This is a genomic window from Rhizobium sp. Root491 (assembly GCF_001427205.1).
In the GTDB taxonomy this organism is placed as follows: Bacteria; Pseudomonadota; Alphaproteobacteria; order Rhizobiales; family Rhizobiaceae; genus Agrobacterium; species Agrobacterium tumefaciens.
In genome coordinates, this window is the sequence record NZ_LMFF01000003.1 from 139,223 (window position 1) to 162,584 (window position 23,362).

A 23,362-nucleotide genomic window follows, 5' to 3' on the forward strand; every position below is an offset into this window, starting at 1 on the left:
TCGGTGTCACCCACCGATGGTGTTTTTATGCATAGCAAAGGGCACCACTAGGTCGGCACCATCGCCAGCGCCTTCCGTGGCCACCCTCGATGAACGGAAGAGCAGTTCTGGCTAATCGTCGCTACCATCCCAATCTTCATAGCGATCGCTGGTGCGGATCACGAAGACCGTGGCGTCCGAGTGGACACAAAGCGCGTGCCATTGAAAACACGCAACTGAGGAGGGTTTGCTTCAGTGCTTAAGGTTGATCCAGTCTTCGGAAGAAGAACCTTCTTCCCCGGGGACGCAATCGAGATCATGCTGTTTGTGACCTGACCTCCGCAGATTACTCCCGAAAGAGCCACGCGTACCCGGCGAAGTCAGCTTCCGGCCTGTGCAAATTACGGTGCCAACCGTCGCCAAACGCTGCGCGCTGCGGCGCTGAGGCGGGCGCCATCGGCAGTCCGGGCTCAGACACTCCCGCCGCTACGCCCTTGATTCTCCTGAGGTCGCGCCCTAGATGTTTTAGAAAGTCCGGAGGAAACATGCATCAGGTTTTAAGTCAAAAAGCAGAAACTGGCGTCAAGGGACTGGATGATGTTCTTTCCGGTGGCTTTACGCGCAGGCATGTCTTTTTACTTGAGGGCTCTCCAGGGACGGGCAAAACAACGATTGCTTTGCAGTTCCTTATTGAAGGAGAAATACGCGGCGAGCGCTGCCTTTACATCAGCCTGTCGGAAACGGACGAAGAATTGCGCGATTGCGCCAGATCGCATGGCATGGAGATTGGTAGCGGGATCGAGATATTTGAACTCGTCCCCCCGGAAAGCCTTCTCGACGCCGAGCAACAGCAAAGCCTGCTCTACTCCTCAGATCTCGAGTTGGGTGAAACGACAAAACTGATTTTCCAAGCCTTTGAGCGGATCAAACCCCAGCGCGTCGTAATTGATAGCCTCTCTGAAATTCGCCTTCTAGCGCAGAGTTCGTTGCGATACCGCAGACAAATCCTCGCATTGAAACACTTCTTCGCTCGCTCCGATGCAACGGTGCTGCTGCTTGATGACATGACGTCGGAAAATTTTGACAAGACGGTCCATAGCGTAGTCCACGGTGTCATTCATCTCGAACAGCTTGCTCCCGATTACGGCTCCGAGCGGCGGCGGTTGAGAGTGATCAAGTATCGCGGTCAGTCGTTTCGCGGCGGCTATCATGATTTCACTATCAAGACTGGTGGCGTTGCAGTTTTTCCGCGCCTTCGCGCGATTGAGCACAGAACCGAATTCGAACGAACGACCCTGTCGAGCGGTCTTTCCCAATTCGACGGCCTTCTCGGTGGGGGCGTGGAGCGTGGATCAAGCACTCTCCTCATCGGCCCTGCTGGAACCGGAAAGAGCCTGTTTGCTCTGCAGTTCGTCAACGCCGCAGTCGAGCGTGGGGAAAAGGCTGCGGTCTTCATTTTCGATGAGGAACTTGGTCTCCTTTACGCACGCACCAGATCAATGGGTATCGACTTGGAGAAGCTGCAGGCAGATGGGCACGTCCACATCGAGCAACTCGATGCCGCCGAACTATCACCGGGGGAATTTGCACAGCGTGTGCGCGACCGGGTATCAACTTTCGATGCCAAGACAGTGGTGATCGACAGCATCAATGGCTACCAGGCTTCCATGCCGGAAGAGAATGCTCTCATCTTGCACATGCACGAACTGCTACAGTACCTCAACAGGCAGGGAGCCAACACATTCCTGACGGTCGCCCAGCATGGCCTCGTCGGGGACATGAAATCGCCCGTCGATGTCACTTATCTGGCAGATAGCGTCATCCTTCTGAGATATTTCGAGGCGCTCGGAAAAGTGCGTCGCGCCGTATCAGTGATCAAGAAGCGCACAGGCCCTCACGAAGACACGATCCGTGAGTTCAGAATATCCGGCAACGGACTGACCCTCGGAGAACCACTTTCCGACTTCCAGGGCATCCTTCGCGGCGTTCCAAACTTTGTCGGCGATCAACACCCGCTTCTTCCTCTCAACGGGGAGGGTAGCAAGAATTCCTAACGGCGACACACGCGCACTTGTCTATGCTCCGATCGGCCGCGATGCGCAAATTGCAGCGTCACTCCTGAAGGAAGCTGGTGTATCTTCCATCGCCGTGGCTGATATTGCGTCGTTTGTCGCAGGTCTGGGGGACGACATCGCCTTTGCTGTGGTGACCGAGGAGGCATTTCGTTCAGCGGACCTGAAAGGGATTTTTGCTTGGATCGCTGCGCAGCCCAGTTGGTCTGATTTGCCATTCATTGTCCTGACAAACCGCGGCGGAGGACCTGAACGCAACCCGACTGCGGCGAGGCTCTCTGAGGTTCTGGGAAATGTGAGCTTTGTCGAGCGACCTTTTCATGCGACGACTTTCATAAGTGTTGCCCGGTCGGCCATGCGCGGTCGCCGGCGGCAGTTCGATGCCCGGGCCAGAATGGAAGCACTCGATGAAGGCGAGCGTCGCCTCCAGACGGCCCTTGCCGCGGGCCGACTTGGCGCGTGGGAGCTCGATCTTGCAACCAATGAACTGACCACTTCGGCAACATGTCGATTAATTTTTGGCCGCGGTCCCGACGAAGAGTTTTCCTATGCGGACCTCTTAGCATCGGTCCATCCTGATGACTTCGAGCGCATGCAGTTGGCTGTTCGTGCAACGATCGAAACGGGTGCCGACTACGCGATAGAATACCGAACGGTCTGGAATGACGGGTCTACCCACTGGGTGGAGATCCGTGCCCAGCTCTACAGGGACCGCACTGGCAAGGCCATCAAGCTTGTTGGCGTATCGGCCGACATAACCTCACGTCTGAAAGCGGAAGAGCATCAACGGCAGTTGAATGAGGTTCTGGAAGAGCGCGTCGCGGAGCGAACGCGTGAACTGGAAGAAGCATATGCTACTGTCATGGAAGAGGTAAGCCAACGAGAACGAGCTGAGCAACAGTTGCGCCAGTCCCAGAAGATGGAAGCGATCGGCCAACTCACCGGCGGCGTGGCGCACGATTTCAACAACCTCCTGATGGCCGTCCTCGGTAATCTTGAGTTGCTGCGAAAGTGCGTTGGCAATGACGCAAGGGCAATCCGCCTCATCGAGGGTGCCCAACAGGGCGCAAAACGTGGCGCTTCCCTCACCCAACGGCTTCTCGCTTTCTCGCGCAGGCAGGACCTACGCATTGACCCGGTCGATATGCGAGCGCTGGTTACCGGAATGGAAGACCTTCTGAAAAGGTCCGTCGGCTCGACCGTGGTGATCAAAACTGACGTGCCAGATCACCTTCCTCTGGTCTCGGCCGACGCCAACCAGGTCGAGCTCGCGCTCCTCAATCTCGTTGTCAATGCCCGTGATGCCATGCCTGACGGAGGCGAGATCGTTATCGGGCTGGACCATGTCCATCAGAACGTCCAGGCCGGTGAGCTTGCGGCAGGCAATTACGTCGCCCTCTCGGTCGTCGACCAGGGCCACGGAATGGATCGTGACACACTGCAAAAGGCTATCGAGCCGTTTTTTTCGACCAAGGAACTTGGAAAAGGCACCGGACTTGGTCTTTCCATGATCCATGGCCTGGCGTCCCAGTTGAAAGGCGACCTCAAGCTGACAAGCGAACTGGGTAAGGGCACAAGGGCGGAACTGTGGATCCCAATCTCGACATCCGAAATCACAAATGACTCCGCAGCGATTGAGGTCTCGGCTGGCCCGACCGCGAGCGCATCAGGACCGAAACGAATACTGCTGGTGGATGACGACCCTCTCATAGCGATGAGCTCAGCCGATATGCTGATGGACCTCGGTCACGATGTCGTTGAAGCGCATTCGGGGAAAGAGGCACTGGAACAGCTGGGAGACGGAACCGGCTTTGACCTCCTGATCACCGACTATTCAATGCCTGGTATGACCGGCGGAGATCTGGCAATTGCAGTGCGCCATATTGTCCCAAAGCTTCCGATACTCATCGCCTCGGGCTATGCAGAACTGCCGCCTGGAGTTGATCTTGACGTTTCCCGGCTCGGCAAGCCTTATACGCAGGATCAGCTTGAGCGGGAGCTTCATAAGCTGTTCAACGATCCAATCCTGACAGGCCACGTTGTCAGGAATGGACAGTAATATGAGGATGGTGGCGCAAGCGGTTTAACTTACCGACCAAATATCGGTGAGAATGCGTTTAACGGGCTTCGGTCATGAGCACACAAGCGTGAAGTAGACCGAGCCTACGTATTCCATACTGGCTGGCGGTTATGTTCTGCCGCGAAAGAAGCGGAACACATGTCCGCACCAAACTCAGAAGTCATATCAGAAGAATTCTCTTGTGCACCCGGAGGCTTCCACAAATCTCCTCAAGCACAGGCTTGGACTATCCAGGACCAGTCATCTTTCTAACACCCGGCAATGAATCAGTGTCCCTTCCTATGACTGACTCAACATCCCTAGTTTGCAGGATCACGAGAAATCGGTGACAAAGAAGACGGCCGCGCCAATTCCCGCTGCAAGCAACGTCGCTCCGGAAAGGGGAAGCCAAAATCGACTGGGTCCGGCGACCATTGCCAGTGAAAGGCGTCCAGCCCCGTTTGCGACTATTGCCATGAGGATAGCCTCTCCTACCTGACCTGTCGAAATGATAGCACCATCGAGGCGGATTGCACTCAGCACGGCAACATCGACATCGAACACGCCAGACAGAGCAGAACTCGCAAGAACACTGACTGACCCAAATCGCTCGACCAAGGCCGCGCTGAGCGTTGAAACAACCGCGAAACCTGCAGCAAATATCAGCAACTGCATAAGGTCAAAAGGATTGCGGGGGAGCGAGCTCTCGTCGGCCTTCTGCGCGTGCCCGAACGAAAGCAATAGCAAACCGCACAGGCCAAATGCCAACGCTGCAGCAATCGCCGATGGCGCAATTATCTTTAGCAAATCAGGTTTCAGCAGAGCGACTACGATGCAGACACGGATAATCGAGACCATTGCTGCAAGCGAAGCCCCGCCCGCCAGTGGAAAGGCATTCATTACACCATGTGCGCTTTTCGCCAAGGCGACGGTGACCGATGTCGATGAGATAATGCCGCCCGACAGTCCAGTGATAAGGGTACCCTTCGTCGGTCCAAGCATGCGGACAGCAATGTAGCCGAGATAGGACAGTGCGGCCGTCAGGACGGTGAACAGCCAAACCTCGTGTGGATTTAATCCACCCCACGGATCAATGGTCCGGTTCGGCAGCAGCGGCAGTACGATTGTGGTCATCCCAGCCAGGAGGACCGCCGACCTGACTTCAGGCCATGTCAACCGCTTCAGCAGAGAATGGAGGATTTCCCTGCTGGCCAGAAGCCCTGCCAAAGCTGCTCCACCAGCGGCGGCCACTTTGTAATCACCGACAACAGCGAGTGCACCCAATGCGAAGACACACAGCGCCGCAATTACGACCGTGACGCTGAAATCTTCGTCCTGACTCGCCTTCCAAAACTGGAACCAGCCGACTAATGCACCCAACACTGAAAATCCAATAACAAGCATCCAGGGAGCCCCAGACAGTTGGGAGAGAGCTGCGATCACAGCGCCGAGCAGTCCCGTGATTGAGAACGTTCTTATGCCGGCAACACGCTTGCCTTCCAGTTCGTCGCGTTCACGCCAGCCCCGTTCCAACCCGACCAGCAGCCCTATGGCGATAGCGACGCCAAACCTAAGCATCAGCTCTGTCATGTCATCACCTGTCCGGTCATCTGTGTGGCAGCCAACTGAAAGCCTCGCAGCTACCCCAACCTTAAACACAGATGCCAGTTTCCTGCATGACTTTCTCGCGTTGCTCTTGCATCACGTAAAGCCATTGGGCACCCAAGAAACCTTGTCCCTCATGAACGCTGGTACCCGTCTTGATCGCAAGCGTGCCATCAGCGAAAAACCTGTCAATGTCGAGCGAAGCTTCCTCAGAAGTGCCGAATTAACATTCCCCACTTCACGAGTGGCCACCAATCTCGCCTTAGTTCGCTCGACGAGGTTTAGCGCCTTCATAGAAATCGAACCGTCGGGCTGCAGTCCCTTCACACACGCAGCGCATCAATGACGGCGCGCAGGCCGGCCGACAGGTATTTCCGCGTCGGGTAATAGAGATAGAGCCAGTCCTCGGGCGCACTCCAGGATGCCAGGCATTCGACCAGGCTGCCGCTCTGGACATAGGAACGCGCGCGCTCTTCCCAGACGTAAGCCAGCCCCACGCCCGAAAGTGCCGCCTCGACCATCAGTTCATGGTCATCGAGCGACAGAGATCCGGTCGGCTCGAATTCGATGATCTTGCCAGCGCGGCTGAACTCCCAAGGGTAGGGTTTGCCGCTTGGATAAATATTGCGGATGCAGACATGGCCACGCAGATCATCCGGGGTTTTAGGAAGCGGATAACGTTCGAAATAGCTTGTTGAGCCCACGACGGCAAACCGAAGCCGCGGTTTGATCTTCACAGCCGTCATGCCATCGCGCAGACTTTCTCCAAGACGGATGCCGGCATCGAACCCCTCCTCCACAATGTCGACAAGCCGGTCGGTAGCGACGATTTCCAGCTGAAGCCCGGGATTTTCTGCAATCAGAGGACCGATGACTGACCGGAATACGAACGGTGCGACCGAATTGGGCGCATTGATGCGAACCTTGCCAAAAGGCGTATCGCGAAACTGGTTGAGGGCATCGAGCGCCGAGCCGATCTCGCCGAAGGCGGGCGACAGTTGCGCAAGCAACATTGCCCCGGCATCAGTCAGCGACACGCTGCGGGTCGTTCGATTGAGCAGACGAATGCCGACGCGTGCCTCGAGATTACCCACCGCATGGCTGATCGCCGAGGCCGTCACCCCGCGCTCTTCACCGGCACGGCGAAAGTTGCGGTGACGGGCGACCGCATCGAAGGCCGCGAGTTCAGAGNACCGCATGGCTGATCGCCGAGGCCGTCACCCCGCGCTCTTCACCGGCACGGCGAAAGTTGCGGTGACGGGCGACCGCATCGAAGGCCGCGAGTTCAGAGAGATCCGTACTGCGCATTGTCAAATCTCACTCATCATTGAGAGGAAGATTATCTCTCTAATCCTGATCGTTGAAAAGGTCCAGATTTCTCCTCGCAAACCGGCGCTTGTGCCGGACCACACAGGAGATAGGACAATGGCCGACTTCATTCCTCCCGCCCACAACACTGCATCACCCTTTGCCGACATGCGCGGTCATCACGTTGCCGTCCGCACGCCGGACCTCGAAACCGCAAAGCGCTGGTATGTCGAGAAACTCGACTTCCGTGTCGTTGCCGAATGGGACTACGCCGACGAACAATTGGCCTATCTCGCACCCGCGACTGACGACCATTTCTATGTGGAAATCCTGGGTGGCGGCGATCCGGCGCCGGCGGAGGTCCGCCCTTATACCGATCTCGGCGATAGCCTCAAATATGCCGGCTACCACCATTTCTGCCTGAATGTCGCAAGCGTCGACGCCACTGTCGAGGAATTGCGGGCGCGCGGCGTCACCATCGTGACCGAGCCGTTCGAGCTTTTGGCAATCAGCCGCCGCCTCGCCTTCTTCTGCGATCCCTTCGGCAATCTGATCGAGCTGGCGGAAGTCCTGCCGTGACCCTTTCTCACCCGGCTGGCCGTCACGGCATCGCGATGGCCAGCACATCAGGAGAATATCCCATGACGAACTCCATCATGATTATCGGCGCCGGCCCCGGCATCGGGCAGGCTGTTGCGGAGAAATTCGGGCGGGAAGGCTGGCATGTCGTGCTCACCGCTCGCAATGCCGATCGTCTCACCGGTCTGTCCAGAACCCTTTCCGGGCAAGGTCTCCACGTCTCGACTTTGCAAGCTGATGCGACCGACCCGATCGCACTGCGCAAGGCGGTCGCCGAGGGCGACCGCATGTCCGGCGGGCTGACGGCGGTCCTTTTCAATGCCGCGTTCGTGCGTGAACAGGATCTGTTCAGCATGCGCGACGATGAGGTCACGGACGACCTCGCCACCAATGTCGCTGCCGGCCTTCACACGATCCGGGCATCCGTTGAGTTGTTCGGTGCCCGCGGCGGTACGATTCTGGTTACAGGTGGCGGCCTCGCCGTCTCACCCCATGCCGGCTATGCCAGTCTCGGCCTTGGCAAGGCGGCCCTTAGAAATGTCGTCGAAGGTCTGGCCGGCCCTCTCGCCGAACGCGGCATCCGCATCGCGGTGGCGACAATCGCCACACTCGTCGGCCCCGGATCGACAGAGGCGAGAGAGGCAGCCGACACAATCTGGACGCTGGCGACGGACCCGACCGCAGGGTGGGAAGCCGTTTACCCCGCAGACGCCTTCAAGGGAGACTGACATGACCGAAACRTTGACTTTGATTGCCAGGCTGACGGCCAAGCCGGRCTGTGCCGCGACGCTTGGCGAAGCGTTGCAGGCTCTGGTCTTACCGACCCGCGCCGAGGGGGGATCGATCGACTATCACCTGCACCGCGACAACCATGATCCCAGCRTCTGGATTCTCTATGAGAACTGGCGATCGCGCGCTGATCTCGATGCGCATTTTGAGCAGCCCTACACCAAAGCCGTCATGGCGCGCTTTCCGGASCTGCTGGCCCGCGASATGGAAGCTTTCCCCATCAATCCAGCATCAAGGAACACCCTCATGAAAATCTGGTTCATCACTGGCGCCTCGCGCGGCTTTGGCGCCCTCGTCACCACACGCGCTCTTGCACAGGGCGACGCCGTCGTCGCCACCGCCCGTAATCCGAAGGCGATCACCGAGCGGTTCGGCGAACACCCCAACCTGCTTCCGGTCGTCCTCGACGTGACCGACGACAAACAGGCGAGCGCAGCCGTGAAGGCAGCGATCGAGCGCTTCGGCCGCATCGATATCCTGCTCAACAATGCTGGGTTCGGATTGATGGGTGCCGTCGAAGAAGCAACCGTGGCTGAGGTCGAGGCTGTATACCGCACCAACGTCTTTGGTCTCCTCAACGTGACCCGCGCCGTCCTGCCCTTYATGCGCCGGGCYCGTTCCGGCCGCATCCTGAATATCTCGTCGATCGGCGGCTATCGCGGCGCAGCAGGTTTCGGGGTCTACTCCTCGACGAAATTTGCCGTCGAGGGGCTGAGCGAAGCCCTGCATGACGAACTGGCGCCGCTTGGCATCCNTCGCGGCGCAGCAGGTTTCGGGGTCTACTCCTCGACGAAATTTGCCGTCGAGGGGCTGAGCGAAGCCCTGCATGACGAACTGGCGCCGCTTGGCATCCATGTCACCGTCATCGAGCCGGGTTATTTCCGGACCGACTTCCTCGACAGCTCGTCCTTGTCGGTCAGCGGCAATATCATCGGCGATTACGCAGAAACTGTCGGCAAGGTGCGCACGATAGCAGCCGGTCTCAGCCATAACCAACCCGGCGACCCCCAAAAGCTGGCAGAGGTCCTGATCTCCTTCGCTGACGCCCCCAATCCGCCGGTCCGCCTCCCGCTCGGTAGTGATACCGTCGCAGCGATCGAAAAGAAGCATGCACAGGACAACGTCATCCTTTCCGAATGGCGCGCCGTCTCGGTCTCGACCGACTTCGCCGTTGACTAATGACGACGCTCGTCTGGTTAAACTTCTTCCGATGGGAGGCCGCTTTCGGGCCTCCCATCGCCTTGAGCAGATTTGCACGCAACGACTTGCCGTTATTGGTCGCGGCGTCGGCTAAAAACCTCTGCGAATTAGCGTTTCTCGCCTGTACGCCTCTCAGCTCCAGCGCGGTGGCGTCCCAATGTGATCTTTCAGCGCTAGTGTGAATGCCTTGACCTTGGCAGATGGCACCTGAAGCGCGCGTAGAAGATAAATTCCGGTGGCCGCTTCATTCCATCTTTCGCCCGATAACGGTAGGCGTACAAGATCACCCACCTTCACCGAAGGTCCCGATACCCAGCTCGGCAGGAACGCCACACCCATCCCCGCTAGTGCAGCCCCGTTCAGCGCTTCAAAATCATCGGACCGGAATACAACGCGCTCACACGCTTCCCCGGTCGGCGCGCCAAGAATGCTAGACCACTCAAGAAGATCGTTGCCATGGAGCTTGTCGAGAAGGCGATGATTGCGAAGCTCGTCTTCGCTTTCCGGCACGCCGTGATGCTCAACATAGGCCGGGCTTGCCACGAGTATCCGATCGAGGGGTGCCAGTTTGGTTGCGATCAACGTGCTGTCGGGCAGTTCCCCCATTCTCACCACCAGATCAAGTCGCTCCGCGACCGGGTCGGCCAGTCGTTCGGTCAAGTCCAGCTCAACATGCAAGCCTGGATATTGCCATGCAAGCGATGCCAAGACAGGAATGACATACCGCTTTCCGAAGGTCGGGAAGCAGGCGATACGCAAAGTGCCACTGACCTCACTATCGAATGCCGTCACCTCGGCATGCGTATCGGCCAGATCGTCGAGCAGGCGCTGCGCACGCTCGAAGAGGTGACGGCCCGCGTCCGTTAATGACAGTGCCCGTGTTGAGCGGACAAGGAGAGGCACCCCCAGATCCTGCTCGAGCGCATCGATCTGCCGCACAACAGCCGAGGGAGTGACAGCCCGACGCCTGGACGCAGCTGAAAAGCTGCCGGCGCGGACGACGTCAACGTATACCGCCAGATGTTCAGCGAAGCGTGGATCCCTCATCTTTGCCTACGACGCAAAACCGTTCCGACCATTCAGTTGGTTATCATCCAAGGTCATCAGGAGCACATTCCTTCTCGTCAACGGGCAATTTTGCTCACCAAACAGAAGGAACACACCTATGGTCAAGATCCTTGATACAATTCTCTCACAATCCGCCTATTCCGCAGAGATCGACATTCCGCTCGAAAGGATCGACATTGCCGATTGGCTCTTCAACCTACCCGAAGCGGAATATCTTCGCTGTTGCCCGCCTGACCATATTGCCGCAGGCGTCACCTGGACTGACGACGGCCGTCGGATGTCGATCAATGTCGAGCAGATCGGCTCAGGCCTAGTGGTACAGCACTATGTGGCCGAAGCCGCCGAACCAACCTATTGCCGGATGAACTCGATCTCGGATGTCTTCACCGCCAGTGGCAGAACTCAGGTCAATGTCGTCTGGGAACTGATCGCTGAGAAAATCGATGACGGCAGGACGCGCTACACCAACAAGGTCACAGCGCATCCAACCGATTCGTTCATGAAGTTCATCGAAGACCATGGGGTCGCTTACGAAGATGCTGCAGCCGCCCGTCAGGCTGCAGGTGGTGACCACAACAGCCGCGAAACGCCACTGTTCGCTGCCAGCATCGCCCGGCGCGCGCTTTCGAAGTAAGGGAGGAACATGCGATGAAAGCGATCGTCTTTGATGAATTCGGAAGCTCGGATGTTCTACGGCGTGCCGAAGCACCCATGCCTGAAGTGCGTCCCAACGACCTTCAGGTGAAGGTTATGGCGGCAGGTGTCAATCGCGCCGACCTTCTTTAACTCGAAGGCGTCTATGAAGCAGCGTTGCCTCGTCCCTGTCACCAGTTTTGCCGAGCCGGATCCGGCCAGCAAACAGGAAGGCGGCAATGTGCCCAATGCCTGGTTTGCCCGCGATGACGAGAAATCGCTGATGTTTTTTGCGGGAATCCATGTGCCGCGGTGGCAAAGTGTGCGGAAGGTCAGGGACGGCCTCACGACCGACGATCTCTATGGTTTTCTGACCACAGATCCCAACGATCTCGTGAAACCGATCCATGAGAAAGCCATGCCGGTTCTGTTGCTGAAGAAAGAGGACACGGACATCTGGATGCGGGCGCCGTGGGACGAGGTAAAACATCTTGTCCGTCCGCTTCCGAATGATGCGCTGATCATTCTGTCGCGTGAGCCCGATGGATCATCGATCGTGTCGAAATCCGGTGAGCCTGTAACGCACTGGCCTTCCGAGATCTCGTCGATGCGGCGCTGATCGGCTTCGATCGCCGCGAGTCTTTCACGCTTCCTCCGCGGAACTCTCTCCGCTTGGTTAGAACTCCTGCGTCGCCTATTTGGGCACGTCCGTCCCAAATTCATCGATCAGCGCTTCGACGAAGCTTCGTACCTTGGCGGTAGGCCGGCGCCCGACGGGGTAAATCACGTGCATTGGACGAGACGGACCCTCGTGGTCGGGCAGCACCTGCACGAGTCGCCCGGCAGTGATTTCTGCGTTCAGCACACTTTCCGGCCCCAACGTGATGCCATAGCCTGCGATCGAGGCATGCAACAAGGCCTTCCAGTCGTTGCTACGGATTCTACCGCTGATGCGCACCTCCTCGCTTTTGCCGCTGCGAGTGAACTGCCAGCGGCAGGGAGTCGAGGACGGCCCGTCGCCATAGGCAAGGCAATCATGCTGCTCCAGATCCAGTGGAATTCGAGGGGTGCCGCGCCGGATAAGATAGTCCGGAGACGCACATGCAATCAGCCGATAGGGAGCGAGAGGAAGCGCGATCAGCGACGGGTCTTCGACCTCGCCGATCCTTACCATCACCTCGAACCCCTCCTCCAACGGATCAACGAAACGGTCGTTGAGAGTAAGGTCTATTCGCATGTCCGGATAGCGATCGAGATAGCGCGTCACGAACGGCGCCAGACTAAAGGCACCGAAGGTCACCGGAGCATTGACCCGCAGCACGCCTTTTGGCTGGGAACGCATATCAAGTGCAACGGATTCAGCCGCCTCGACGTCTGAAAGCAGCTGCTTGCAGCGGTCATAGAAGACCCTTCCCACGTCGGTCAGACTTTGTCGCCGCGTCGTACGGTGAAGCAACGCCGTCCCAAGTCGGTCCTCCAGGAACACAACATGTTTGGCGACCATTTGGGGTGACATTCCCATGGCCTTAGCTGTGGCGGCAAAAGAGCCCAGGTCGGAGGCTTTGACAAAAACAGCCATGCTCGAAAGTTTGTCCAAGATTACCCCCCTACAGTTGGGAATGTCTGCTTGAATTGGCGATTTATCTCAATGTGGCACTCAATTAAACCCATGTTTGTGAAATTAATCGGAGAGACATCATGAAAATTGGAATTATTGGGGCAGGCATGGTTGGCCGTGCCATCGGCAAGCTCGCTGTTGCTTTGGGCCATTCCGTCATGCTGAGCAACTCTCGCGGCCCTCAGACCCTGTTCAGCTTGAGCCGGAGCATTGGGTGCCAAGTAGGAACGGTCGAGGAGGCCGCCGCTTTTGGCGAACTCGTCGTCATCGCGATTCCACTTGCAGCTTATCGGTCTATTCCAGTTGAGCCACTTGAGGGCAAACTGGTGATCGACACGAACAATTACTACTTCGAACGAGACGGCCACATTCCAGAACTGGACTCAGGCGAGACGACGACAAGCGAAATTCTCGCGCGCCACCTGCCGCGATCGCGGATCGTCAAGGCATTCAATGCCATCATCATGGACGATCTTGAAAAGGATGGACAGCCGGCTGGATCGTCGGGACGTCGAGGTCTCCCTCTGGCTGGCGACAATTCTACCGACAAGGCGGTCGTCGCAAGGCTCTATGACCAGTTCGGCTTCGATGCAGTGGATGCAGGCCTTCTTGCCGAGGGATGGCGGTTCGAGCGCGGCAGGCCGGTTTATTGTGTGCCGATGGCTGCCGATCGCCTAAACGATGAGCTTGCGAAAACGATCCGCTAGATCGGTCCCGGAAGCAGCAAGGCGTCAGCTTTACATAGTCGAAGGGCAGAACCAACTGCGGAGCCGACTGCGCTCGTCCCCGCAGTTTCAATACCGAAGCAGCCAGCCTTCGCCGACCTTTCATCCAGAACCGCTTCAAGATCTGCCTGATTTTGGTTGTTACAAGCGCCCAAACAGGAGATGGGCATACCAGCTGTACCGAGCAGCGCGAAAGCCGTTCGCCTCCCGCAAGACCGGTAAAAAGGGTTGACGCAGAAGGTTTGAGCATGGCGACAGCAAAGCCGGAAACCGAGACCGACAGCCCGGGGCTAGCGGGCCCGCATTTGAAATCTATGCCTCCGCCGTACCGCCTTATTCGGACTGGCACTGCCGTCGAAAACCGCGTCACCATGGTGGGTGATTTCTGGCATTCTAACAACACCGCTGTCTTAGGCCATGGACAACCAAGAAAGTCCATTTGATAATGAAATCGTATTCTACATTATGGATCGTACAGAATGGATGCTTTGACCGACGTAGTGCAACTGCTAAGACCTAAGACAGTCCTCATGGGCAGCATGGTGGCATATGGAGATTGGGGAGTTCAGGTTCCGCCGCAATCTGGTCCAATGTTATATTTTATTATGGAAGGCTCGGCGCAGTTTAGCGCCAGCCATGGCGAAACGACGTCGTTGGAGACTGGCGATTTTATCCTGTCGGGAAATCCCACAGCCGACACATTCTTCAGCCGGCCTGACCAAGAGATCGTATTCTCCGATGAAGAGTTCAAGGCGCTCAACACGGTCGACGGAGAAATTAGGGTCGGCCAGGTTGGGTCGGAAACTCCGACGCGTATTATTGGCGGGTGCATACTCTGCGATCCGACGAATGCCGACTTGTTATCAGAGCTGCTGCCCACGCTTGTCCATGTCCGCGCTGAAGAGGGAATCGGAGCCCGTCTCGGCAACCTCATCGCTTACATACGTGATGAAGCGGCCAACTCCCGGGCTGGAAGTGACCTCATTTTGTCGCGGCTTTTGGAGGTCCTGCTTATCGAAACGTTGCGGCGCGAAGCCTCGACACTTCCAAACCCCGGAATGTTGCGTGGCCTTTCCGATCCCCAGCTTGCTCGGGCCATCAGCGACATTCATTCAGACGTCCGCCGCGGCTGGACGATCGCCGAGCTAGCACAACGAGCCGGAATGTCGCGTTCGGCCTTTGCCCGGAAATTCTCTGCGGCTGTTGGCCTCGCACCCGTTGAGTACCTTCTCAGATGGCGGATGGCCATCGCCAAGGACACATTGCGACATAGCCGGAGATCGTTAGAGGAAGTCGCCGAAAAGGTGGGCTACCAATCTGCCAGCGCCTTCAGCACTGCGTTCAGTCAGAGGGTCGGGTGTCCACCGAGCGAATTTGCGCGGATGGCAGGTGCGACCTAGATCAATTTGGTCATCGCCAATTCAGAGAAGAAATGAAGAGCCAACAAACAGCGCGATTAGGACGATACAAAACGCATAAAGGACGATCGATTATGGTTCGTCTTGGTTTTCAGATTTAAAAGGAACCATCCTAAAAACAAATTGGAGGTTCCAATGAAAACCATTCTAATTACGGGCTGCTCCTCTGGCTACGGCCTGGAGACTGCTCGTCACTTCCTCGCAAACGGTTGGAACGTCATCGCCACGATGCGTACGCCGCATGAGGATGTCCTACCGCGCTCGACGTCGCTTCGCATCCTGCCACTGGATGTCACGAGCGTTGACAGCATCGCAGCCGCGGTTGCGACCGCCGGCCCGATCGACGTTCTGGTCAACAATGCCGGAATTGGCGTTGTCGGCGCTTTCGAAGCAACGTCCATGTCGCATATTCGCAAGATCTTCGATACCAACACCTTCGGCCTGATGGCCATGACCCAAGCGGTGATCCCGCAGATGCGCGAACGCCGTTCCGGCGCGATCATTAACGTGACGTCCAGCGTCACCTTGGCTGACATGCCTCTTGCAGCTGCCTACAAGGCCAGCAAGCAGGCGATTGAAGGATTCACCGGATCGTTGGCACACGAGCTCGGCTATTTTGGTATTCGCACCAAGCTGGTCGAGCCAGGCTACGCTCCCACAACGCGGTTTACCGAAAACACGTCGGTGCGCATCGAGGACATGATCCCGCCAGCCTATGCCGATTTTGCAGCTCCAATCTTTGCCTCCTTCGCAAAGCCCGCACTGACAACGAAGGAAACCGACGTCGCCGAGGCGGTCTGGGCCGCGGTCGCGGACACCGCTGGTCAGCTTCGCTTCCCTGCCGGTCCAGATGCAGTCGAATTGGCACGCGCTGCGGGTATTATCTGACCTTTAGGCAGTGGACCGGGCGGTGGAGGAACCATTACTCTGCCGCCTGACGCCTCTCTGGGTATGACGGCTAACGACTTGGCGGAGCACTGGAGCGGCGACGCCAGATGATGCTCACTTCCCGCAGCTCTTGAAAGGATAGGAACCATGGACGCCTTTGTTTTTATTTTCTCATCGCCACAAAATTTCTAGGCACGGGAACGAAACATCAAATGTAACTCGCGTTATCGGTCAATATGAGTGTGCGGTAGCGATGCGGAGATTACGCTTGCTATTCTCTGCATCTGAGCCCGATTATGAGCCATGACCGATATCTGGCAGTCGCCGCTGACCATTTCTAAGGCGGCACGTCAGGCTACGCTACCTGCAACTAGATCGATCACGACAGCGTGGTTGGCTGGCTTTCGAACGACCAATTCATAACCGAATTGCGAAGGAGAGCGATTCTCGCGTAGCCATTCGAGCGAAGGCGCCTCGTTAGTGACCACTATGAGCGGTTCGCGTTGATCAGCCTTTGCGACATCAACGATCACCGCCAGGACCTCTTGGTCCGGATTCCCATGTTTGCCGTTCGCCGAGAGCAGATAGATGTCAGCAGGCAGGCGTTCGAAGTAGTTTTTCGTGACGTTTCTATCGCTGCCGTAGTGCTGGACCTTGAGAAGGCGAAGGTGGTGGGCGGCACCTGTCGCGACAGCACCGCTCTTTTCGAGGCCGTTGAGAATGTGATCGCCCCGCGCATCTCCGGTGAGAAGGATATTACCGGCCGGCGTCCTTCCGAAAAACCTGATGAGAGCGGAATCGAACAATCGGTTACCTAGATAATGACTTTGGTTGAGTTCACTGGACTAGCGGCAATTTATTTCTGCAATGACAGCGAGTACCGGGTATGCCTGCGTTCACCCGTACGCGTCAGTGCGCCAATCTCCACGAGCTGCTGAAGGTCGCGTGTTGCTGTAGCGCGGGAGGTGTCTGTGATCGAAATGTAGTTTTCGGCACTTAGCCCCCCCTTGAAGCCTGCCGTGCCTTCCTTGAAGATGCGCGCGACTACTTTTTCCTGCCGATCGTTTAGCTGGCCCCGAAAACGATCATAGAACTTTGCTTTCTGAATGAAGAAATCTATGCGCTCAAGCGTCGCCCGTTGAGCATCCAGGATAGTTTCTGAAAAGAAAATGACCCAGTCGGTGATATCGAGCGTGCGCTGATGCCGCTCAAGCTCTGAGTAATAGGCCTTCCGGTGTTTCTCGATTGTGAAGGCGAGTGAAATGAGGCTTGGCTGCCCTATGTTTTGCGCCAGGGATTTCTCGGCGAGCGCGCGTCCAATTCGGCCGTTGCCATCCTCAAACGGATGTATGCTTTCAAAGTAAAGATGGCCTACTGCGGCACGCGTCAAAGCTTGAAGCGAGCATTGGCCATTTGGCCCTGATTGATTGAACCATGTGATGAAGGTCTCCATCTCAGCGGCAACTCGGCGCGACGGGGGAGCCTCGAAGTAGTGGATGGTGGGCTTGTCCAATCGACCTGACACGATCTGCATGGCGTCTTCATGCGTGCGGTAAGCCCCAACCGTTTCAATATATTGGTTTCCCGCCATCAGCATTGAATGCCAGTGGAACAGTCCCTCATGACGCAGCGGCCCATGCCAACTTCGATAGACATCTGCCATCATCTCGGCGATCCCCCGCTCTTGGGGGCGGATCTGTCTATCATCAGTGTTTAGCCCGAACTGTCGGCGGAGTGACGACTGGACACTCACGCGGTCCAGAAATTCCCCCTCAATCTCTGAGGTCTTGACCGCTTCGTCGCTCAGCAACTCAATGCGAAGTTGGTTGCTGTCGTCCTCGTTGAAATGCCGGACAGCACCGATAACCTCTCCGGCTGATTGCAGGAATTTCTGCTCCAGCGGTACCAGGCTTGCGGTGTTGCACCTGAAGTTTGGCCAATCAGTGTTTTGCCAGTTCCATTCCATGAGTTATAGAATCCCTCTCTATAACTCATAATTATTGCCATAAATGAGCTATTGCAAGCCCGTCTATCGCTCAGCACCACAATCTGCAGCTCTCCATACAAGAGGCAGCGATCGACAGCTAACCACTTTCCCTAAACATATTTTGTTAACGGGCGCTCAAGCGAAGAGCTGCAAAAACGATCCGTTCGTCGGCCATGATGGCAGCTGACGGATTATCCGATTCAATAAGTGCGAAGATGGCGTCTCGATCTTATCGCGCAGTCGCTGAGCAAGTAAGCTTCACGACTTGCGTGCCACTGCTTTAAGCCGCGCTTACCCGCTACGTTTCTCAAACTGTGCCTCGACTTTACCGTCAGAGATGCCCGGTCGAGAGAAATTAGTTCAGCCCCACCTTGTTACGGGCGGGGCTGGTCAAACAAATGCATTGATAAGGGCTTGCGGATAATCTATTGGGCCAGGTGCGTGAGGCGAGGTCTATGCTCGATCTCCTGCTACGCAAATCGCCCCTTACGTTTCGTCGAGGCGGGTTTGAAGAAAGTCCATTCTGCTTCCAAACCAATGTGGATTGAAGCAAGTTGACACCTGTCGGCGCTCAGTTTCCTTTGGCCTCGTTATCTTTCTTAGCCTGATCGTGATGCCACTTGATGGCGTAGTACATGCCAATGCCCAGTACGATAATTTTGAACGGCAAGAAAACTATTGGGAAAAAGTCTACCCATTCCAGGTCAGCCATTTCGAGTACTTCCAGTCTGTTGCTTGGAATTGTCTATGCTTTTGCATAGGACACACCCGAAATGCTCCTTTAACAACTCAATTACAAGATCGACAGGCATGGTCTTTTTGACGCAGCCTCGCCTCCTTTGTGCCGGCTGCTAACGTGATACAGGGCTCCTCAATCAGGAGCGACACGCCGCCGCGCGCAGGTGCATGCTGGCTATCAGGCCGGATGGAAAGACTGTTGACACCGATACGGTCGGACCGGTCTCGGCCTCGAATGCGAGTTGGCACGCGTTTGGATCGGATGGCCGCATCGCTCTCACATGCCAATCGGTTCACGCCCATAGGCGCAAGTTCGGTGACGACGTGCCCGGAAGCTCGCATGTCTACAACTTTTTCGAGAACCTGGCCGCCAGTGCTTCTGATCCGCGCGCCAGCAATGCGACATCGACACCGACGGCAGTGAACAGCGTTCCCAATTCCATGCAACGTGCCGCGAATTTCTCGTCAGGCGTGAGTATTCCTGCCGGCTTTCCGAGCCGTTTGAGTAATGCGATCGTATTTTCAATCGCCTCGACCACTTCCGGGTGGCCTGGTTGTCCCGGATAGCCGAAACTGGCTGCGAGATCCGCCGGGCCGATAAATATCCCGTCCACCCCTTCGACCGATGCCATGGCCTCGATATGAGTAATAGCTTCCCGCGTTTCGACTTGAACGAGAACACAAATCTCCCCCTCCGCCTGCTGGGCATAATTCTTTACCCTGCCGAAACGTGTGGCACGCGTAAGGGCCGAAACGCCTCGAATTCCTTTCGGTGGATAGCGGGTTGCTTCCACCGCGGATTTCGCTTCGTCTGCATTTTGAACAAAGGGGATTAGAAGAGATTGTACACCAATATCTAGGAATCGCTTGATCAGCACTGGATCGTTGACAGCTGGGCGCACCACCGGGGCGACATCGTAAGCGGCGATCGCCTGCAATTGTGGCAGCACGGTCAGCACGTCGCTGGGGGAATGTTCGGTATCAAACAACAGCCAATCGAACCCGGCTGGCGCCACGATTTCGGCAGCGTAGCTCCCTGGAAGCCCGCACCAAAGTCCTATCTGGCTTTGCCCGGCCTGCAGTTTTGATTTAAATTTATTGACTGGAAGATCCATCTCAACCTCACGTAAAAGAGACGCCGATTGAGCCAACTGGCCCATAATCAGCCTGAATGACATCGCCCTTTATGATGTCGACCGGTCTCGTAAATGAGCCCGCAAGGACGATCTGACCTTTTTTCAAGCCGCCGCCGACGGCATGAAGTTTGTTGACCAGCCATGCAACGCCGGCGGCCGGATGACCCATGATCGCGGCTGAAACCCCGGACTCTTCGATAATGCCGTTTTTCGACAGAGTTGCTCCGACCCAGCGTATGTCGATATCAAACGGGCGGATCACCCGCCCACCCACGACGATTGCTCCGAAGGCTGCATTGTCGGCGATTGTGTCGGTAATCGCACGCGGAACTTCGGTTCTGTAATCGATGATCTCGAGCGCAGGCAGAATGAACTCTGTCGCGCGCATGACGTCATAGATACGGGTGCCCGCTCCTTCCAGGTCTTCACCCATTACGAACGCCAACTCGACTTCCAGGCGTGGCTTGATGAACAAATCCGCATTAATTTGCGCGCCATCATTGTAGAGCGCATCATCCAGAATCACCCCATAATCCGGCTCGGTCATCTTGGATGCCATTTGCATGGCGCGAGACGTTAGACCTATTTTGTGGCCGACAATCCGCGCGCCGCGCGACACACGCAACTCGGCCCAAAGCGCCTGAATGCGATACGCATCCTCAATTTCGAGCTCGGGATAAGTTTTGCTGGGTTGGACAATGGGAGTCCGCGTGGTTTCGGCCTCCAGGATGGCCCTGGCTGCCGACTGGCGTTGTTCCTCGGTAATCATTATCCGGCTCCAAATAACGTTACTTGATTGGCGGGCGCGGCAAAAGAGCCTCGCCTGCTTCCATGACATAAGTGTAGTCGAGCGAGAACCACGGCGCCTGAATGTCTCGGTTGGTTGGATGCGGTTCGTCGTGGCGAATGAAATCGCCGGTGAGTGCCGCAGTCACGCCAAACTGAGTGTCGGATTCGATATTCGGATCGCTCGGATCGAAAACCTGCGAAATCAGCGTCTTGTAACCCCGCTTGAAGATCAGCGCGTGCAAATGTGCTGGTCGATAAGGATGACGGCCCTGAGCCTTGAGCATGCGTCCGACGACTCCATCGACGGGGATGGGATAACCAACCATCTTGACTGTCTGGAACCAGAAACGTCCCTCCCCGTCCGTCGTGAATTTGCCGCGCAAGTTCATCTCCGTCTGATCCGGATCCTGGTTCTCATAAAGACCGACAGGGGATGCGTGCCAGACGTCGACTTCGGCACCTGATATCGGATTGCCTTCGCGATCGATTACACGAGCATGGACGAAAAGCGGGGTACCAGGCGTGTAGGACCGGATGATCGTGCCGCCGTTTTCAACTCTCGGAGAATTCAGGCGCCAAAATGGTCCAAGAAGCGACTGTGAAGTCTCTGTTTGCCCCTTGTCACCGTTATTGAGCAGGCAGACAAGGGACGAAACGCCAAGTGAGCCGGACATGAGGACAAATTCGTTATGACTGTCGGTTTGCATTTGGCCGATCTCGTTGAGAATAGCAGTCGCTTCACGGAATTCCACCTCGGTCAGCCGCACTTCGCGAACGAAAGCATGGAGATGTTTCACCAGCGCCATCAGGATGTCCCGCATCCTTGGATCAGAGGTCTGGCCCATGGCCGCAATCACGGCGGGCGTTAAGTCTCTTTCAGATTTAATCACCATCGTTACCTCCCAACGCTCGAGTGATACGTAAATAATCGATTATCTGTCAAGCGCTCATCAACGCCCCCAGCGTCAGGATTCTTTGTAATTTCAAGATTGTGAGATAAATAGCTGATATCGACGCTTATATGCTGAATTGTCCTGTCAAACTATGGTGGAGAACTCCAAATTCATTGACAATAATAATCGTTTATAATATCGCCCATCAACCAAGCGCGACATTCGCGTGGGAGGTTTTATGAAGCGACAAAGTGCCTCACCCGACGCACCCAGCGAGCAAGCTGGAAATGGTGACTTTGCCGATGACGGCAAGAATACGATTGGAAGCCAACTGGCATTCCGGCTGCGGGAAGCAATTATTTCGGGAGGGCTGGAGGCTGGCAGCAAGATCAATCTCGACAAGGCGCGACAGTCATTCAATGTGAGCCTCAGCCCCTTGCGCGAAGGGCTTGCGCGCTTGATTTCCGACGGGCTGGTAGAGTTTGAAGACAATCGCGGCTACCGGGTCGCGCCAGTATCACTGGCAAATCTGGAAGAGATTACGAGCCTTCGCGAGGAGTTGGAGGTTTTCGCGTTGAAAGAGTCGATTAGGCTCGGTGACGCGGAGTGGGAAAGCAATGTCATGCGCGCGCTTCACAAGCTCAACCGTGCCGACCGCGATGCGAACAAGCCGGAAACTCTCGAATATTGGGAGATGGCGCATCGCGACTTCCATCTAACCCTTATTTCGGGCTGCGGAAAGCCGCTTCTCCTGCAGTTCTGCAGGACCCTACTCAATCTAAATGATCGATATCGCAGAAAATTCCTGACCCAGACTTCAGGCGATCGAAATGTCAGCCAGGAGCATAGTGAAATCGCTCAGGGCGCTGTGGCGAGAGACAGCGATTACGCGACTGACAAGCTTCGTCAGCACATCCATCGCACCGGCGCTAACCTGCTTGATCATTTGGCTCGTACCGGAGTTGTGCGATGACCGATGCGGTGAAAGAGTCGCCCGTCGGCATCGCCCATTTCTCTGCGATCCAACTGCCGCCCCAGCAGTTCGTCAGGCATGCTGCAGTCGCAGGCTTCAATTCCGTAGGACTTCGGCTGCATCCCGCTTTCCCTGGGGCACCCTATTACAAGCTACCGCAGGGCAGCAGGGATGCAATGGAGTTTCGACTCTACTCGACAGCGAAGGCATTAACGTTTTTGATATCGAGTTTTTCATTATTGGCCCGGATTTCAGCGCTGCCCTCGTCGAACACATCGTTGCCGCCGCCGCGGATATTGGAGCCAAGCGCCTGTCCGCATGCGGCGACGATGGCGACCTGCAACGGCTAATCGGCAATTTGACGGAGTTCTGCCAGCTTGCCGCACGATATGGGCTGGCTGTCGACGTTGAGAACATGGGTTGGCGCACTATCAACACCTACAGCAAGGCTGGTGCGCTGGTCACGGCGTCCGGCCAAGACAATGCAGGTGTCTTGGTCGACGCCATTCACTTTTTTCGAAATGGCGGAAACATTGACGAGATCAAAACCGATATCGTACGGCACGTGCAACTCTGTGACGTAGTGGGGCCGGCACCCAAGCGTCCAGAAAACATGATGACCGAGGCCCGGGCAGGACGGTTGGCGCCAGGTGATGGCATATTGGGGTTGAGCCAATTGCTAAACAAAGTTGCTGGCCATGCCACGATATCGGTAGAGGTTCCATTGGTTGGCGACATCGATCCGCTGGTTCATCTGACAACGCTCAATATGAAGTCCCGGAAAATTCTTCAGCGGGTAGCCGAACAGTTTTAAAGAAGCCTTTGTCGGGCTCCCCCTGCCCCGCTCAGCGGCGCCCTATGGCTCGCCGTCCGATCGCCACGACAGTTCACCAGTCCTTGCTTTG

Annotated in this window: 21 protein-coding genes and 5 pseudogenes; 15 read left to right on the plus strand and 11 right to left on the minus strand. The window is 56.5% G+C overall.

The window, feature by feature from the left end; all coding sequences use genetic code 11:
- Nucleotides 1–524 precede the first annotated feature (524 nt).
- Both ASD46_RS08255 and ASD46_RS08260 read left to right on the plus strand, forming a co-directional pair.
- Nucleotides 525–2,033, plus strand: a complete 1,509-nt coding sequence (locus ASD46_RS08255) for an ATPase domain-containing protein (protein ID WP_003517052.1) — start codon at nucleotides 525–527, stop codon at nucleotides 2,031–2,033.
- Nucleotides 1,975–4,110: a hybrid sensor histidine kinase/response regulator gene (locus ASD46_RS08260; RefSeq protein WP_060641982.1), complete on the plus strand. Its 2,136-nt coding sequence runs from the start codon at nucleotides 1,975–1,977 to the stop codon at nucleotides 4,108–4,110. The genes ASD46_RS08255 and ASD46_RS08260 overlap by 59 nt, the downstream gene beginning before the upstream one ends.
- 333 nt (nucleotides 4,111–4,443) lie before the next feature.
- On the opposite strand, the gene ASD46_RS08265 is transcribed toward ASD46_RS08260, so the two are convergent.
- The 3 genes and pseudogenes from ASD46_RS08265 to ASD46_RS27915 form a co-directional block, all read right to left on the minus strand.
- Entirely contained in the window at nucleotides 4,444–5,700 is a 1,257-nt protein-coding gene (locus ASD46_RS08265; RefSeq protein ID WP_003517054.1) for an MgtC/SapB family protein, read from the minus strand.
- 338 nt (nucleotides 5,701–6,038) lie between these two features.
- Nucleotides 6,039–6,906, minus strand: an 868-nt coding sequence (locus ASD46_RS08270; RefSeq protein ID WP_156390004.1) for a LysR family transcriptional regulator, incomplete at its 5' end; no start/stop codon positions are given.
- 1 nt (nucleotide 6,907) lies between these two features.
- Nucleotides 6,908–7,023, minus strand: a pseudogene (locus ASD46_RS27915) (LysR family transcriptional regulator); the annotation flags it as partial.
- A 117-nt stretch (nucleotides 7,024–7,140) separates the two neighbouring features.
- Here ASD46_RS27915 and ASD46_RS08275 point away from each other — a divergent pair.
- From ASD46_RS08275 to ASD46_RS27680, 5 genes and pseudogenes are all read left to right on the plus strand, one after another.
- Complete coding sequence (locus ASD46_RS08275; protein ID WP_013637024.1) at nucleotides 7,141–7,602, plus strand: VOC family protein; 462 nt, start codon at nucleotides 7,141–7,143, stop codon at nucleotides 7,600–7,602.
- On the plus strand, nucleotides 7,599–8,330 hold the full coding sequence (locus ASD46_RS08280; protein WP_236736224.1) for an SDR family NAD(P)-dependent oxidoreductase: 732 nt from the start codon (nucleotides 7,599–7,601) through the stop codon (nucleotides 8,328–8,330). The genes ASD46_RS08275 and ASD46_RS08280 overlap by 4 nt, the downstream gene beginning before the upstream one ends.
- A gap of 1 nt (nucleotide 8,331) precedes the next feature.
- A pseudogene (locus ASD46_RS27920) lies at nucleotides 8,332–8,556 on the plus strand (putative quinol monooxygenase); the annotation flags it as partial.
- A gap of 81 nt (nucleotides 8,557–8,637) precedes the next feature.
- On the plus strand, nucleotides 8,638–9,145 hold a 508-nt coding region (locus tag ASD46_RS27675), incomplete at its 3' end, for an SDR family oxidoreductase (RefSeq protein WP_323455104.1).
- A gap of 1 nt (nucleotide 9,146) precedes the next feature.
- Nucleotides 9,147–9,570, plus strand: a pseudogene (locus ASD46_RS27680) (SDR family NAD(P)-dependent oxidoreductase); the annotation flags it as partial.
- A 153-nt stretch (nucleotides 9,571–9,723) separates the two neighbouring features.
- Here ASD46_RS27680 and ASD46_RS08290 read toward each other — a convergent pair.
- Entirely contained in the window at nucleotides 9,724–10,638 is a 915-nt protein-coding gene (locus ASD46_RS08290; protein ID WP_060641984.1) for a LysR family transcriptional regulator, read from the minus strand.
- Between the two features lie 118 nt (nucleotides 10,639–10,756).
- On the opposite strand from ASD46_RS08290, the gene ASD46_RS08295 reads away from it, so the two are divergent.
- From ASD46_RS08295 to ASD46_RS08300, 3 genes and pseudogenes are all read left to right on the plus strand, one after another.
- Nucleotides 10,757–11,293 carry a hypothetical protein gene (locus ASD46_RS08295; protein ID WP_060641985.1) on the plus strand — a complete coding sequence of 179 codons (537 nt, stop codon included), beginning with the start codon at nucleotides 10,757–10,759 and terminating at the stop codon, nucleotides 11,291–11,293.
- Between the two features lie 14 nt (nucleotides 11,294–11,307).
- Nucleotides 11,308–11,445, plus strand: coding sequence for a hypothetical protein (locus tag ASD46_RS27925; RefSeq protein ID WP_013637029.1), 138 nt, complete (start codon nucleotides 11,308–11,310; stop codon nucleotides 11,443–11,445).
- 13 nt (nucleotides 11,446–11,458) lie between these two features.
- Nucleotides 11,459–11,911 (plus strand): annotated as a pseudogene (locus ASD46_RS08300) (SOS response-associated peptidase family protein); the annotation flags it as partial.
- Between the two features lie 75 nt (nucleotides 11,912–11,986).
- On the opposite strand, the gene ASD46_RS08305 reads toward ASD46_RS08300, so the two are convergent.
- Nucleotides 11,987–12,889: a LysR family transcriptional regulator gene (locus ASD46_RS08305; protein ID WP_060641986.1), complete on the minus strand. Its 903-nt coding sequence runs from the start codon at nucleotides 12,887–12,889 to the stop codon at nucleotides 11,987–11,989.
- A gap of 101 nt (nucleotides 12,890–12,990) precedes the next feature.
- On the opposite strand from ASD46_RS08305, the gene ASD46_RS08310 reads away from it, so the two are divergent.
- From ASD46_RS08310 to ASD46_RS08320, 3 genes are all read left to right on the plus strand, one after another.
- Nucleotides 12,991–13,617, plus strand: coding sequence for an NADPH-dependent F420 reductase (locus ASD46_RS08310; RefSeq protein WP_060641987.1), 627 nt, complete (start codon nucleotides 12,991–12,993; stop codon nucleotides 13,615–13,617).
- A gap of 497 nt (nucleotides 13,618–14,114) precedes the next feature.
- Entirely contained in the window at nucleotides 14,115–15,035 is a 921-nt protein-coding gene (locus tag ASD46_RS08315) for an AraC family transcriptional regulator (protein WP_041694720.1), read from the plus strand.
- A 153-nt stretch (nucleotides 15,036–15,188) separates the two neighbouring features.
- Nucleotides 15,189–15,941 carry an SDR family oxidoreductase gene (locus tag ASD46_RS08320; RefSeq protein WP_060641988.1) on the plus strand — a complete coding sequence of 251 codons (753 nt, stop codon included), beginning with the start codon at nucleotides 15,189–15,191 and terminating at the stop codon, nucleotides 15,939–15,941.
- A 350-nt stretch (nucleotides 15,942–16,291) separates the two neighbouring features.
- Here ASD46_RS08320 and ASD46_RS26965 read toward each other — a convergent pair whose 3' ends face one another.
- The 6 genes from ASD46_RS26965 to ASD46_RS08345 form a co-directional block, all read right to left on the minus strand.
- Nucleotides 16,292–16,747, minus strand: coding sequence for a hypothetical protein (locus ASD46_RS26965; protein WP_060641989.1), 456 nt, complete (start codon nucleotides 16,745–16,747; stop codon nucleotides 16,292–16,294).
- Nucleotides 16,748–16,797: 50 nt separating this feature from the next.
- Nucleotides 16,798–17,907 carry a Fic family protein gene (locus tag ASD46_RS08330; RefSeq protein ID WP_060641990.1) on the minus strand — a complete coding sequence of 370 codons (1,110 nt, stop codon included), beginning with the start codon at nucleotides 17,905–17,907 and terminating at the stop codon, nucleotides 16,798–16,800.
- A gap of 592 nt (nucleotides 17,908–18,499) precedes the next feature.
- Complete coding sequence (locus ASD46_RS27445) at nucleotides 18,500–18,640, minus strand: hypothetical protein (protein ID WP_003518781.1); 141 nt, start codon at nucleotides 18,638–18,640, stop codon at nucleotides 18,500–18,502.
- A gap of 370 nt (nucleotides 18,641–19,010) precedes the next feature.
- Complete coding sequence (hpaI, locus tag ASD46_RS08335) at nucleotides 19,011–19,781, minus strand: 4-hydroxy-2-oxoheptanedioate aldolase (protein WP_060641991.1); 771 nt, start codon at nucleotides 19,779–19,781, stop codon at nucleotides 19,011–19,013.
- A 7-nt stretch (nucleotides 19,782–19,788) separates the two neighbouring features.
- A complete protein-coding gene (hpaH, locus tag ASD46_RS08340; protein ID WP_013637040.1) occupies nucleotides 19,789–20,571 on the minus strand; it encodes a 2-oxo-hept-4-ene-1,7-dioate hydratase in 783 nt (260 codons plus the stop codon).
- A gap of 19 nt (nucleotides 20,572–20,590) precedes the next feature.
- Complete coding sequence (locus tag ASD46_RS08345; RefSeq protein ID WP_060641992.1) at nucleotides 20,591–21,484, minus strand: intradiol ring-cleavage dioxygenase; 894 nt, start codon at nucleotides 21,482–21,484, stop codon at nucleotides 20,591–20,593.
- Nucleotides 21,485–21,722: 238 nt separating this feature from the next.
- Between ASD46_RS08345 and ASD46_RS08350 the strand changes: the two genes are divergently transcribed.
- Nucleotides 21,723–22,457: a GntR family transcriptional regulator gene (locus ASD46_RS08350; protein WP_025591811.1), complete on the plus strand. Its 735-nt coding sequence runs from the start codon at nucleotides 21,723–21,725 to the stop codon at nucleotides 22,455–22,457.
- Nucleotides 22,454–23,271: pseudogene (locus ASD46_RS08355) on the plus strand (sugar phosphate isomerase/epimerase family protein). The gene ASD46_RS08350 and the pseudogene ASD46_RS08355 overlap by 4 nt, the downstream one beginning before the upstream one ends.
- Nucleotides 23,272–23,362 lie beyond the last annotated feature (91 nt).